Consider the following 12,014-nt stretch of genomic DNA (forward strand, 5'->3'; position numbering starts at 1 on the left):
GAGCACACATCACCGATACACCCGAGCGTTTAACTGTGATCACCGGATAGCAACAGCTACCGACCCACTCAAACTAAACGCACGGAGAATTACCCATGTTCAACTTCTCGAAAGTCTCGTCCCTGGCACTCGGTCTGGCCCTGGTTAGTGGTCTCGGTCTGTCGAGCCTGGCTTCGGCCACCACTGGCAATGCCGCGTCCCCTGGCCAGGTTAAACAACTGTTGGTTGAAGGCGGTTCCGATCGTCTGATCGAGAATCGTGTGGCCGAAGGCGGTGCCGACCGTTTGCAAGAGCTGCGCGAACGGGTGGCGCTAATCAGCCCGAACAACGCCGTACGCAGCGGTGTGGTCGTCGCGGAAAACCGCGCCGAGTTCGGCTCGAAATATCAACGATATTGATTGCCAGGGCTTTTGGCTGAGCTTGGCGATCCCCATGATCATTCCCGCGCTTTGCGTGGGAATGCCGCCCAGGGCGTTCCGGCAATGAATCATCGCTCTCGATAACAACTATGCGTCAGAGTGTTTTTTCATCGCGCAGCTCCAGCACTAGAGTGACCCCCATCTTCTCCCCACACTCTGGAGCAACTTCATGAAAAGCATCATCGGTCTTGGTTTCGCCCTTTCGGTTCTTGGCGCCACCTCCGCCATCGCCGCCCCACACGCCACCCCGCAGGTCGTTGCAGCGGCCAAAGTCAGCCAACCGGCCACACTGAACGTGAACGCCGTCGGTGTTGATCACAAAGACAGCCAGGCGAGCACACTCTATGTCGCTGAAAACCGCCCTGAATTCGGTTCGAAGTATCAGCGTTATTGATCAATGGCTTTGCGCCGCTTGAAACAACAAACCCCGGGGAGATCCGATCTCCCCGGGGTTTGTTGTCTTTAGTGTTGAAATACAGGCTCGAGATATTCGTAGCAGCTGCCGAGCCTGCGAGGCTGCGTTCGAGTCGGGCCGCGTTCGGACGCAGCGGTCGCAGAATCAGGTGATGCGTTTTTTCAGCCGGATCGTGCATTCAGGTTTACGACCGCTGCGCGCTCGAACGCAGCCTCGCAGGCTCGGCAGCTGCTACAGGGACGGCGTTGTTGTCAGGCGAGCGGCGAGTGCCTTGGCCTGGCTCGCGACGTCGGTCACTGCGGTGCTTTCCCACCACATGCCGCGCAACGGTGGGCCCATGGCGAATAGACGGCTCGCGGCTTGTTGATCGGCGCCCAATACCGCGCCATCGACTGCCGCCGCAATCCCCAGCGCCAACGGCCCCGGCCGGACAAGTCCGCGGGCGAGCAGTTGCTGTGGCAGAGGTCGGGCGACGCGTCGCCAGTCGTATTCGATGCCGCTGGAATTGATCAATGCCGCGCCGCTGACAACGCTGCTTTCTGCTTCGCCTCGACGCCGAAGGCGGATGCTCACTGCTCCGTCCGCTGAGGGCTCCAGCCCTTTGAACGACGCCGCCTGAATCCGCAACCGCCCCTCTTTGTGCAACCGCGCCACCAGTTCGGCACTCAACGGCGGCGAGCGATGGTGATGACTTTCCCACCACGGCCGCACATGCCGCACGAACTGTCGACGCTGCACGTCCGTTGCCTGATTCCACAAACGGCCAATATGCGCGCGCACGGTGTCGAGCGGTGCCTGCCAGTCGATGCCTTGAGCGATGGCGTCCCGGCAATGCCGACGCAGCTCGCGCATCAACTGTCGCGGTGTACGAATGCTCTGATCCTCGGCGAGAAAATCCATCCAGACCGGTGGCTGACGACGCACATGAGGCAGCAAGCCATGCCGGGAAAATACTTCGATCGGGCCGCGATGCCCGGCCTGTTCCAGCGACACCACGGCATCGACCATGGTCAGGCCCGAACCGATGATCAGTACGGTCGACTGCGGATCGAGTTGCTGCATGGCCGCGACGTCCCACGGATCAAGCGCCGCCGCGTTCAAGCCGCTGGACTCGGTCTGTGGCGTACGCGCAGCGGGGAACATCCCCGTGGCCAACACCGCATAAGCGCCCTGCAAGTGTTGCCCGTCGCTCAACGTCAGCAACACAGAATCGTCCCCGTTCTGCAGGTCAACCACCTCGGCCCGCACATGCTCGACCGTTGACCCGTTCAACGCCCCCACCGCTTGCGCTTCGGCCAAGCGCTGCTGCACGTACAGGCCGAAAATCCCCCGGGGCGGGAACAATTCGCTGACCGGCACATGTTGCTCGTCAGACTCCGGCCAACCACCGGCCGCGATGTATTCGGTGAGCCATTGGGTCAGGTCATCGGCGTTGTCCGGATCGACGCTCATCCGCGCCGCATTGCCGTTGAGCGTATGGCCCAGTTCGACCGCGCTGTACGCCTCGCCCCGTCCCAGTTCGGCGCGGGGTTCGATCACCAGCACCTGGCGTTTGCCCGGCAGGCGCAGCAACTGCGCCGCCAGCATCGCGCCGCTGAGGCCGCCGCCGACGATCAGGATGTCCGCGTGGCGGGTGGCATCGGTGGCCAGTCCGCTTTGGGTTTCAGTCATGGCGTTCTCACTGCTCAGTGTTTACCTAAATGGAAGTCATGCCGCCGATGCGTATTTGAGCGCCACAATAATGTTTTGCTCGGCCATCAGGAAGCTCACCGACTCGGCGCGATTGAGCTGGGCGACGATCTCGAAAGTCTCCGGGACGATCATAGGCGCCAAAGCCATGGAAGGTTCGTCAAGCAGTACCAAAGTAGGACAGGAAAATATCGCTGACGAATCTTTGTATTGAGCCTCTGCGTTCGGCGTCTGTGGGCGATGGCTTCGGCGTCAGAATGGATGACGTGGGCGCTGCGAGAGGGTGAGACTGAAATTGTCATGGCGCGCCCCCGGCGACGGGTGAACACCCAAGAGCCAAGACAGAGGTCGTGCCAATTGATTTTTACTTATGTCAATTCTTTATCACAAACAGCTAAATCGATTTGCAAGAGCACGCGAAACAAACTCCAGATTCACTGTGGCCAGTTAAACGTTAATGACAGCAATTGTTCGACATCATCAGCAAAGTCGAACAACTGCTTTTGAGCAACTCGTCAAGAATGCAAGATGTCATACCTGGTTGATTCAGAGTAACCGGCGTTACCATCTTCATTGTACAAGATGTATGAAAACGCCTTATTCAGTCCTGTGTGATTCAGTAAGCCGCTCCTTGGCACCAGGACTTTATAAAAACCGCTTTCTGGTTCCCCAACGGGTTGCTGGGCTACAACCTGGTCAGCAATTAACACTTCGATACTGCCATTAGGATCCGGAAATGGAGGAAGCGGAATGCGTGCGGTAGCGCCTTGAACCGGAACATTCGTCAGTTTGATTTCCTTTCCTACAGCCTCTTGGATTTCAAGCCGTTCCAATGCCATTTTTAAGTTTCCTTCCGTTGACGTTAGAAAAAGTTCTTCTGCCCATCAGGCAAGAACTGTGAGCAGCGCGCTGAACTCCATTTGAAGAGCAATCGCGCTACGCGTCTACTGTCATAAATAACAGGTATTTCATCATTTCCGATGAACGGTTACCAACTATCAGATCACCACATTTCGCACAAACCACGCCGCCCCCTCGTTGCGATAGGCACGGAGCTGTTGCTGGCAAACTTGTAGAAGTGGCCAGCAGCGATCAATCGCTGCTGCCCTGCCAACAGCCAGGCCTGCCTCACAAGCGCATCGACACGCCTAAATCGAGCACTTCGCTTTGTTGGAATGGATCGTCGACCCAATATCGAATCCGCATTCCAAAACTGTTAATAAACGCGCAAGCAGGAATCACAAATGATGCCCCACCTCCAGTAAGTGGGGTCGTTAATGTTTTGGAAGTGCCGCCATTGCTGTATTCGAGGGTCACCTGGATGCCCGGATAAACACTCCGGTTCAGTACAATCTTGACCTGAGCGCCGGCTAAGACATCTTCGAGAAAGACCATGTCGCCGCAGGCCACCGGCAGCACGGGTGCAGGTAAAAGCGCTGACGGCTTTTTGTGATGAATAGGCATACGTGAACCCAATGTTGAGGAGTGGACCGCCATCCGCCGGCGCACTCATCATTGTCTGGATCCAAGGCCAATCGTCTACTGTAAGAAGTAACAGGTCTATATATGTTTGATGTGGAATCAGCGCAGATCAAATCACCACATTACGCACAAACCGCGCCGCCACTGCCCCATCGTTGCGATAGGCGTGGGGCTGGTTGCTGGCGAACATGTAGAACTCGCCGGCAGCGATCTCATGGGGTGTATCACCCAGCATCAGGGTCAGGCAGCCTTCGAACACGTAGATCTGCTCACTCCAACCCTCGGCGTCCGGTTGCGACGGGTAAATTTCCCCCGGTTGCAGGCACCATTCCCACTGTTCCACTTCGCGGACAGCCGTGGCTTTGGATAACAAAACGGCTTTGCTGCCAGGAATTTTCCCGGCCCAGGCCACTTCGTTGATGCGGCTCGGGTCTCGGGCATCCGGGGCCTGGATCAGGTCGCTGAATGCGACATCCAGCGCTTCGGCCACGCGGTCGAGGGTGGTCAGGCTGACGTTCTTTTCGCCGGCCTCGATCGCCACCAACATCCGGCGGCTGACGCCGGATTTTTCCGCCAGCGTCGCCTGGCTCATGTCGGCGGCGTGGCGCAAGCGTCGAACGTTCTGGCTGACGTGCTGGAGGACCGAAGCCCGCTGGGTAGAATCTTTGTGCACTATATTGCTCACTTGATGGGGTTGGGCAGTATACTGCGCAACATTCGGCGCATTGTGCGTCCCCCTCAGGTAGCGCGCAAGGTCATGACGTCGGTGAATCCCCCTCACACTTCCTCCCGTTTCTCGCGGTTCAGCAAAGCCGAGTGCGTGCTGGTGCTGATCACCATGGTCTGGGGCGGGACCTTCTTGCTGGTGCAGCATGCGATGACGGTCAGCGGGCCGATGTTCTTCGTCGGCCTGCGCTTTGCCGCAGCGGCAATCATTGTTGCGCTGTTTTCCTGGCGACACCTGCGGGAACTGACCCTGTTCGAACTCAAGGCCGGGGCCTTTATCGGTGTGGCAATCATGCTCGGTTATGGTTTGCAGACCGTCGGGTTGCAGAGCATTCCCAGCAGCCAGTCGGCGTTTATTACCGCGTTGTACGTGCCCTTCGTCCCGTTGCTGCAATGGCTGGTGCTGGGACGGCGTCCGGGGTTGATGCCGAGCATCGGGATCATGTTGGCGTTTACCGGGTTGATGTTGCTGTCGGGACCGGCCGGCGCTTCGTTCAATTTCAGCCCTGGCGAAATCGCCACGTTGATCAGCGCCGTGGCGATTGCGGCGGAGATCATTCTGATCAGCACCTATGCCGGCCAGGTCGATGTGCGACGGGTGACGGTGGTGCAATTGGCGGTCACCTCGGTGCTGGCGTTTTTGATGGTGGTGCCGACTCAGGAAATGATTCCGGATTTCTCATGGCTGCTGTTATGCAGCGCACTGGGGTTGGGCGCAGCCAGTGCGGCGATTCAAGTGGCGATGAACTGGGCGCAGAAGAGCGTTTCGCCGACCCGGGCAACGCTGATCTATGCCGGTGAGCCGGTGTGGGCCGGGATTGTCGGAAGGATTGCCGGGGAGCGGTTGCCGGCGATTGCGCTGGTGGGTGCGGGATTGATTGTGGCGGCGGTGATTGTCAGTGAGTTGAAGACCAAGGGTAAGGCTGTTACGCCTGAGACCGAGGGCGACCCGGAAGGCGAAGCCGAGCATTGATCGTTCCCACGCTCTGCGTGGGAATGCCTCAACGGACGCTCCGCGTTCGGCTCTAGAAGGGACGCGGAGCGTCCTGGGCTGCATTCCCACGCAGAGCGTGGGAACGATCAAAGTCCCCCCTTGGAAACAACGGGAATCAGGCTTTTTCCGCCTACCTTGTAGGATTCTGCGACAGCTTGGCGTTTGGTGATCCGGGAACTGGCACGTATGATGCTTCACAAACTTCCGCAGATTAGAAGCCTATGTCCCTGATAGTTCTACTGCTTCTGCCTTTTATCGGCAGCTGTCTGGCAGCCTTGCTGCCGCACAACGCGCGTAACACCGAATCTTTGTTGGCTGGCCTGGTTGCCTTGATAGGCACCGTTCAGGTCGCCCTGCTGTACCCGCAAATCGCCGATGGCGGTGTGATTCGCGAAGAATTTTTCTGGTTGCCCAGTCTGGGCCTGAACTTCGTCCTGCGCATGGACGGTTTCGCCTGGCTGTTCTCGATGCTGGTGTTGGGCATCGGCACCCTGGTTTCGTTGTACGCCCGCTACTACATGTCGCCAGACGATCCGGTGCCGCGCTTCTTCGCGTTTTTCCTGGCGTTCATGGGCGCCATGCTCGGGCTGGTGATCTCCGGCAACCTGATCCAGATCGTGTTTTTCTGGGAGCTGACCAGCCTCTTTTCATTCCTGTTGATCGGCTACTGGCACCACCGCGCCGATGCGCGACGCGGTGCTTACATGGCGCTGATGGTCACTGGCGCAGGCGGTTTGTGCTTGCTGGCGGGGGTCATGCTGCTCGGCCATGTGGTCGGCAGCTATGACCTGGACAAGGTCCTGGCCGCCGGCGATCTGATTCGCGCACACGCCCTCTACCCTATTCTGCTGCCCCTGATCCTGATCGGCGCACTGAGCAAAAGCGCACAATTCCCCTTCCACTTCTGGCTGCCGCACGCCATGTCGGCACCGACACCGGTCTCGGCCTATCTGCACTCGGCGACCATGGTCAAGGCCGGGGTATTTCTCCTCGCACGGCTTTGGCCGTCGCTGTCGGGCAGTGAACAATGGTTCTACATCGTCAGCGGCGCCGGTGCCTGCACCCTGTTGCTCGGCGCGTACTGCGCGATGTTCCAGAACGACCTCAAGGGGCTGCTGGCTTACTCGACCATCAGTCACCTGGGCCTGATCACTCTGCTGCTGGGCCTGAACAGTCCGCTGGCCGCTGTCGCCGCGGTGTTTCACATTCTCAACCACGCCACGTTCAAGGCCTCGCTGTTCATGGCTGCCGGGATCATCGACCACGAAAGTGGCACCCGGGACATTCGCAAGCTCAGCGGCCTGATCAAGCTGATCCCGTTCACCGCCACCCTGGCCATGGTCGCCAGCGCTTCGATGGCCGGTGTGCCGCTGCTCAACGGCTTCCTCTCCAAAGAGATGTTCTTCGCCGAAACCGTGTTCATCAATGCCACGGCCTGGATCGAGATGACGTTGCCTATCGTCGCGACCATCGCCGGCACTTTCAGCATTGCCTACTCGTTGCGCTTTACCGTCGACGTGTTCTTCGGCCCGACCGCCACCGACTTGCCGCACACCCCACACGAGCCGCCACGCTGGATGCGCGCGCCGGTGGAGTTTTTGGTGTTCGCCTGCCTGGTCGTGGGAATTTTCCCGGCGCAGGTGGTCGGCCCGTTGCTGGCCGCGGCGGCCCTGCCGGTGGTAGGCGGCACCTTGCCTGAATACAGCCTGGCGATCTGGCACGGCTGGAACGCGCCGATGATCATGAGCCTGATCGCCATGTCCTGCGGCATCGTGCTTTATCTGCTGTTGCGCAATCAGCTCAAACTCGGGCGTTTCAAGTACCCGCCGGTCATTGGCCGGTTCAACGGCAAGCGCCTGTTCGAACACAGCCTGGTGATCATGATGCGCCTGGCCCGTCGTCTCGAGCGGCGGATCAGCACCAAGCGCCTGCAAACCCAATTGTTCCTGGTGGTGTTCGCGGCCGTGTTGGCCGGGTTGATCCCGATGCTCCACAGTAGCCTGAGCTGGGGCGACCGGCCGAAGATTCCGGGTTCGATCGTGTTCGTGACCCTCTGGCTGCTGGCGATTGCCTGCGCCCTCGGCGCGGCGTGGCAGGCCAAGTATCACCGTCTCGCGGCCCTGACCATGGTCAGCGTCTGCGGCCTGATGACCTGCATCACTTTCGTCTGGTTCTCGGCGCCGGACCTGGCGCTGACGCAATTGGCCGTGGAAGTGGTGACCACGGTGTTGATCCTCCTGGGACTGCGCTGGCTACCGCGCCGGATCGAAGAGGTCTCGCCGCTGCCGAGCACCCTGCGCAAGGCGCGCATTCGCCGTATCCGCGACTTGCTGCTGTCGACCGTGGTCGGTGGCGGCATGGCGCTGCTGGCCTATGCGATGCTGACGCGCCAGACGCCGAACGATATTTCCTCGTTCTACCTCAGTCGCGCCCTGCCCGAAGGTGGCGGCAGCAACGTGGTCAACGTGATGCTGGTGGACTTCCGCGGCTTCGACACCCTCGGTGAAATTACCGTGCTGGTGGCCGTGGCCCTGACCGTATTCGCCCTGCTCCGACGCTTCCGACCTCCGAAAGAAAGCCTGCAGTTACCGGCCCAGCAGCGGTTGCTGGCACCGGACGTGGTCACCGATCTGGTCAACCCGCGTCACGCCAGCGATACAGCGCTCGGGTTCATGATGGTGCCGGCGGTGCTGGTGCGTCTGCTGCTGCCGATCGCGTTCGTGGTGTCGGTCTACCTGTTCATGCGCGGCCACAATCAACCGGGCGGCGGTTTTGTCGCAGGCCTGGTGATGTCGGTGGCGTTCATCCTGCAATACATGGTCGCCGGCACCCAGTGGGTCGAAGCGCAAATGAGCCTGCGACCGCTGCGCTGGATGGGCACCGGCTTGCTGTTTGCCACGGTCACCGGGCTCGGGGCGATGGCCGTCGGGTATCCGTTCCTGACCACCCACACCTGGCATTTCGAACTGCCGGTGTTCGGTAACATTCACATCGCCAGTGCACTGTTCTTCGATATTGGCGTGTACGCCGTGGTGGTCGGTTCGACCCTGTTGATCCTCACCGCCCTCGCTCACCAATCGGTACGGGGTCACAAGACCGCTGCCCTGCCTCGATCCGTCGCCATGCAAGGAACCGTCTGATGGAAGAAGTCATCGCAATCGCCATCGGCGTGCTGGCCGCGTCCGGGGTCTGGCTGATCCTGCGGCCACGGACGTTTCAGGTGGTGATGGGCCTGTGCCTGCTGTCCTACGGCGTCAATCTGTTCATCTTCAGCATGGGCAGTCTGTTCATCGGCAAGGAACCGAACATCAAGGACGGCGTCCCGCAGGATCTGTTGCACTACACCGACCCGCTGCCGCAAGCACTGGTGCTGACCGCCATCGTGATCAGCTTCGCCATGACCGCGTTGTTTCTGGTGGTGCTGCTCGCTTCCCGGGGCCTGACCGGTACCGACCATGTGGATGGCCGGGAGCCTAAAGAATGAATCTGATGCCGCACCTGATCGCTGCACCGATTCTGCTGCCACTGCTGACCGCCGCCCTGATGCTGATGCTGGGCGAAAAGCACCGTCCGCTGAAGGCCAGGATCAACCTGTTTTCCAGCCTGGTGGGGTTGGGCATTGCCGTGCTGTTGCTGCAATGGACTCAGGAGACGGACGTCCCCGGTTCCATCGGCGTGTACCTGCCGGGCAACTGGCAAGTGCCGTTCGGTATCGTGCTGGTGGTCGATCGGCTGTCGGCGCTGATGCTGGTGCTGACCGGGATCATCGGCGTCAGCGCCCTGCTGTTCGCCATGGCCCGCTGGGACGGCGCCGGTTCGAGTTTCCACGCGCTGTTCCAGATTCAGATGATGGGCCTGTACGGCGCGTTCCTGACGGGGGACCTGTTCAATCTGTTTGTGTTTTTTGAAGTGCTGCTGGCGGCCTCTTACGGCCTGATGCTCCACGGTTCGGGTCGGTCGCGGGTGTCGTCGGGACTGCATTACATTTCGATCAACCTGCTGGCCTCGTCGCTGTTTTTGATCGGCGCGGCGCTGATCTACGGCGTCACCGGCACCCTGAACATGGCCGACCTGGCGTTGAAAATTCCACTGGTGCCGGAAGCCGATCGCGGCCTGTTGCATGCCGGCGCGGGGATTCTGGCCGTGGCGTTCCTGGCCAAGGCCGGGATGTGGCCGCTGAACTTCTGGCTGGTGCCGGCCTATTCCGCAGCGAGCGCACCGGTAGCGGCGATGTTCGCGATCATGACCAAGGTCGGCGTCTACACCTTGCTGCGTCTGTGGACCCTGCTGTTCTCCGGTCAGGCTGGCGCGTCGGCGTACTTTGGCGGCGACTGGCTGATCTACGGCGGCATGGCGACCATCGTCTGCGCCGCCGTGGCGATTCTCGCCGCACAACGGCTTGAGCGCCTGGCCAGCCTGAGCATTCTGGTGTCCGCCGGGATTCTGCTGTCGGCCATCGGTTTCGCCCAGCCGAACCTGATCGGCGCGGCACTGTTCTACCTGGTCAGCTCGACCCTGGCGTTGAGCGCGTTGTTCCTGTTGGCCGAGTTGATCGAGCGTTCGCGTTCGGCCAATGAAATGCCGTTGTTCGATGACGGCGATCTGCCGCGACCGATGAAATCCTTGCAGCCGCCCAAAGGCATCAACCTCGATGACGAGCAGAAAGCCGTGGTCGGCCAGGTGATTCCCTGGACCATGGCTTTCCTCGGGTTGAGCTTCATTGCCTGCTCGCTGCTGATCATCGGCATGCCGCCACTCTCGGGATTCATTGGCAAACTCGGCTTGCTCAGCGCCCTGCTCAATCCGCTGGGCCTGGGCAATGGCAGCGATGAGCCGATCTCGAACGCCGCGTGGGGCTTGCTCGCGTTGCTGATCCTGTCCGGGCTGGCGTCGTTGATTGCCTTCTCGCGCTTGGGCATCCAGCGGTTCTGGACGCCCGAGGAGCGGCCTTCACCGTTGCTGCGACGTTTCGAATGCGTGCCGATCATTGCGCTGCTGGGGTTGAGCATTGCGCTGACCTTCAAGGCTGAACCGCTGCTGCGCTACACCCAGGCGGCCGCCCAAACCTTGAACAACCCGCAGCAATACGTGATGGCGGTGCTCGGTACCCGTGCGATTCCAAGCCCGGAAGCCAAAGCCGCGGTAGCGGAGCTGACACCATGAAGCGTCTGTTTCCTGCTCCCTGGTTGTCGCTGGCCCTGTGGTTGCTGTGGCTGGTCCTGAACCTGTCGATGAGTCCCGGCAATCTGCTGCTGGGCGCGATGCTGGGGTTCTGCGCGCCGTTGATGATGCGCAAACTGCGACCACTGCCGATCCGCATTCGTCGGCCGGGGGTGATTGTGCGTTTGTTCTTTCTGGTCGGGCGCGATGTGGTGGTGTCCAACGTCGCCGTGGCCTGGGGCGTGCTCAACGCCGGCCGCCGACCACCGCGCTCACGCTTCATCAAGGTGCCGCTGGACCTGCGCGATGCCAACGGCCTGGCCGCGTTGTCGATGATCTGCACCGTGGTCCCCGGCACGGTCTGGTCGGAACTGGCGCTGGATCGCAGCATTTTGTTGCTGCACGTCTTCGACCTGGAGGACGAAGCGCTGTTCATCCAGCACTTCAAGGCGACCTACGAGCGCCCCTTGATGGAGATCTTCGAATGAGCGCCTTGCTGTCGAACGCAATCCTGCTGAGCCTGTTCTTCTTTTCCCTGGCGATGATTCTGACCCTGATCAGGCTGTTCAAGGGGCCGTCGGCCCAGGACCGGGTTCTGGCGCTGGATTATCTGTACATCATCGCGATGCTGATGATGCTTACGCTGGGCATTCGTTATGCCAGTGACACTTACTTCGAGGCGGCGCTGCTGATTGCGCTGTTCGGCTTCGTCGGTTCGTTTGCCCTGGCGAAATTCCTGCTGCGCGGCGAGGTGATCGAATGAGCGCTGAACTGTCTCTGTGGGTTGAAATTCCGGTGGCAATCCTGCTGGTGCTCAGCAGTCTGTTTGCGCTGATCGGCGCCATTGGCCTGGTGCGGATGAAGGACTACTTCCAGCGCATGCACCCGCCGGCGCTGGCGTCGACCTTGGGCGCCTGGTGCGTGGCGCTGGCCTCGATCATTTATTTTTCGGCACTCAAGTCCGGGCCGGTGCTGCATGCCTGGCTGATTCCGATTCTGTTGTCGATTACGGTGCCGGTGACCACGCTGTTGCTGGCGCGGGCGGCGCTGTTTCGCAAGCGTATGGCGGGGGATGATGTGCCGGCCGAGGTGAGCAGTCGGCGCACGGAGAGCGGGAGTTAAACGCGAA

13 protein-coding genes and 1 pseudogene are annotated in these 12,014 nt (G+C 60.5%); 9 read left to right on the forward strand and 5 right to left on the reverse strand.

Annotated features, from left to right (window positions below; all coding sequences use genetic code 11):
- Nucleotides 1-95: 95 nt before the first annotated feature.
- Both ACQ4OB_RS08815 and ACQ4OB_RS08820 read left to right on the forward strand, forming a co-directional pair.
- On the forward strand, nt 96-398 hold the full coding sequence (locus tag ACQ4OB_RS08815) for a phage infection protein (protein WP_102615949.1): 303 nt from the start codon (nt 96-98) through the stop codon (nt 396-398).
- A 190-nt stretch (nt 399-588) separates the two neighbouring features.
- Nucleotides 589-813: a hypothetical protein gene (locus tag ACQ4OB_RS08820; RefSeq protein WP_102615950.1), complete on the forward strand. Its 225-nt coding sequence runs from the start codon at nt 589-591 to the stop codon at nt 811-813.
- A 252-nt stretch (nt 814-1,065) separates the two neighbouring features.
- On the opposite strand, the gene ACQ4OB_RS08825 is transcribed toward ACQ4OB_RS08820, so the two are convergent.
- The 5 genes and pseudogenes from ACQ4OB_RS08825 to ACQ4OB_RS08845 form a co-directional block, all read right to left on the reverse strand.
- On the reverse strand, nt 1,066-2,505 hold the full coding sequence (locus tag ACQ4OB_RS08825; protein WP_430955510.1) for an FAD/NAD(P)-binding protein: 1,440 nt from the start codon (nt 2,503-2,505) through the stop codon (nt 1,066-1,068).
- Nucleotides 2,506-2,544: 39 nt separating this feature from the next.
- Nucleotides 2,545-2,718: pseudogene (locus tag ACQ4OB_RS08830) on the reverse strand (ABC transporter ATP-binding protein); the annotation flags it as partial.
- A gap of 320 nt (nt 2,719-3,038) precedes the next feature.
- Nucleotides 3,039-3,362: a hypothetical protein gene (locus ACQ4OB_RS08835; RefSeq protein WP_102615952.1), complete on the reverse strand. Its 324-nt coding sequence runs from the start codon at nt 3,360-3,362 to the stop codon at nt 3,039-3,041.
- Nucleotides 3,363-3,651: 289 nt separating this feature from the next.
- Nucleotides 3,652-3,987, reverse strand: a complete 336-nt coding sequence (locus tag ACQ4OB_RS08840) for a hypothetical protein (protein ID WP_430955511.1) — start codon at nt 3,985-3,987, stop codon at nt 3,652-3,654.
- A 127-nt stretch (nt 3,988-4,114) separates the two neighbouring features.
- Nucleotides 4,115-4,678 carry a helix-turn-helix domain-containing protein gene (locus ACQ4OB_RS08845; protein ID WP_074875665.1) on the reverse strand — a complete coding sequence of 188 codons (564 nt, stop codon included), beginning with the start codon at nt 4,676-4,678 and terminating at the stop codon, nt 4,115-4,117.
- 15 nt (nt 4,679-4,693) lie between these two features.
- Here ACQ4OB_RS08845 and ACQ4OB_RS08850 point away from each other — a divergent pair, with 15 nt between their 5' ends.
- From ACQ4OB_RS08850 to ACQ4OB_RS08880, 7 genes are all read left to right on the forward strand, one after another.
- Nucleotides 4,694-5,704, forward strand: a complete 1,011-nt coding sequence (locus tag ACQ4OB_RS08850) for a DMT family transporter (protein ID WP_173860484.1) — start codon at nt 4,694-4,696, stop codon at nt 5,702-5,704.
- A 242-nt stretch (nt 5,705-5,946) separates the two neighbouring features.
- Nucleotides 5,947-8,865, forward strand: a complete 2,919-nt coding sequence (locus ACQ4OB_RS08855) for a monovalent cation/H+ antiporter subunit A (RefSeq protein ID WP_074875663.1) — start codon at nt 5,947-5,949, stop codon at nt 8,863-8,865.
- Nucleotides 8,865-9,209, forward strand: a complete 345-nt coding sequence (locus ACQ4OB_RS08860; protein ID WP_007935994.1) for a Na+/H+ antiporter subunit C — start codon at nt 8,865-8,867, stop codon at nt 9,207-9,209. The genes ACQ4OB_RS08855 and ACQ4OB_RS08860 overlap by 1 nt, the downstream gene beginning before the upstream one ends.
- Nucleotides 9,206-10,888, forward strand: coding sequence for a monovalent cation/H+ antiporter subunit D (locus ACQ4OB_RS08865; protein ID WP_430955512.1), 1,683 nt, complete (start codon nt 9,206-9,208; stop codon nt 10,886-10,888). The genes ACQ4OB_RS08860 and ACQ4OB_RS08865 overlap by 4 nt, the downstream gene beginning before the upstream one ends.
- On the forward strand, nt 10,885-11,373 hold the full coding sequence (locus tag ACQ4OB_RS08870; RefSeq protein WP_430955513.1) for a Na+/H+ antiporter subunit E: 489 nt from the start codon (nt 10,885-10,887) through the stop codon (nt 11,371-11,373). The genes ACQ4OB_RS08865 and ACQ4OB_RS08870 overlap by 4 nt, the downstream gene beginning before the upstream one ends.
- Nucleotides 11,370-11,648 (forward strand): K+/H+ antiporter subunit F, encoded by a 279-nt coding sequence (locus tag ACQ4OB_RS08875; protein ID WP_074875660.1) that lies wholly within the window; start codon nt 11,370-11,372, stop codon nt 11,646-11,648. Before ACQ4OB_RS08870 ends, ACQ4OB_RS08875 begins: the two co-directional genes overlap by 4 nt.
- Nucleotides 11,645-12,007, forward strand: coding sequence for a Na+/H+ antiporter subunit G (locus tag ACQ4OB_RS08880; RefSeq protein ID WP_033057651.1), 363 nt, complete (start codon nt 11,645-11,647; stop codon nt 12,005-12,007). The genes ACQ4OB_RS08875 and ACQ4OB_RS08880 overlap by 4 nt, the downstream gene beginning before the upstream one ends.
- Nucleotides 12,008-12,014: the final 7 nt, after the last annotated feature.

The organism is Pseudomonas sp. ES4 (genome assembly GCF_050586665.1).
GTDB classification, from domain to species: Bacteria; Pseudomonadota; Gammaproteobacteria; order Pseudomonadales; family Pseudomonadaceae; genus Aquipseudomonas; species Aquipseudomonas frederiksbergensis.

What these genes read in the sequence shown, in the direction of transcription:
- ACQ4OB_RS08875 (WP_074875660.1), top strand. Translation starts at nt 11,370, where the DNA reads ATGAGCGCCTTGCTGTCGAACGCAATCCTGCTGAGCCTGTTCTTCTTT.
- ACQ4OB_RS08870 (WP_430955513.1), top strand. Translation starts at nt 10,885, where the DNA reads ATGAAGCGTCTGTTTCCTGCTCCCTGGTTGTCGCTGGCCCTGTGGTTG.
- ACQ4OB_RS08860 (WP_007935994.1), top strand. Translation starts at nt 8,865, where the DNA reads ATGGAAGAAGTCATCGCAATCGCCATCGGCGTGCTGGCCGCGTCCGGG.
- ACQ4OB_RS08840 (WP_430955511.1), bottom strand. Translation starts at nt 3,987, where the DNA reads ATGCCTATTCATCACAAAAAGCCGTCAGCGCTTTTACCTGCACCCGTG.
- ACQ4OB_RS08820 (WP_102615950.1), top strand. Translation starts at nt 589, where the DNA reads ATGAAAAGCATCATCGGTCTTGGTTTCGCCCTTTCGGTTCTTGGCGCC.
- ACQ4OB_RS08865 (WP_430955512.1), top strand. Translation starts at nt 9,206, where the DNA reads ATGAATCTGATGCCGCACCTGATCGCTGCACCGATTCTGCTGCCACTG.
- ACQ4OB_RS08880 (WP_033057651.1), top strand. Translation starts at nt 11,645, where the DNA reads ATGAGCGCTGAACTGTCTCTGTGGGTTGAAATTCCGGTGGCAATCCTG.
- ACQ4OB_RS08855 (WP_074875663.1), top strand. Translation starts at nt 5,947, where the DNA reads ATGTCCCTGATAGTTCTACTGCTTCTGCCTTTTATCGGCAGCTGTCTG.
- ACQ4OB_RS08850 (WP_173860484.1), top strand. Translation starts at nt 4,694, where the DNA reads ATGGGGTTGGGCAGTATACTGCGCAACATTCGGCGCATTGTGCGTCCC.
- ACQ4OB_RS08815 (WP_102615949.1), top strand. Translation starts at nt 96, where the DNA reads ATGTTCAACTTCTCGAAAGTCTCGTCCCTGGCACTCGGTCTGGCCCTG.
- ACQ4OB_RS08825 (WP_430955510.1), bottom strand. Translation starts at nt 2,505, where the DNA reads ATGACTGAAACCCAAAGCGGACTGGCCACCGATGCCACCCGCCACGCG.
- ACQ4OB_RS08835 (WP_102615952.1), bottom strand. Translation starts at nt 3,362, where the DNA reads ATGGCATTGGAACGGCTTGAAATCCAAGAGGCTGTAGGAAAGGAAATC.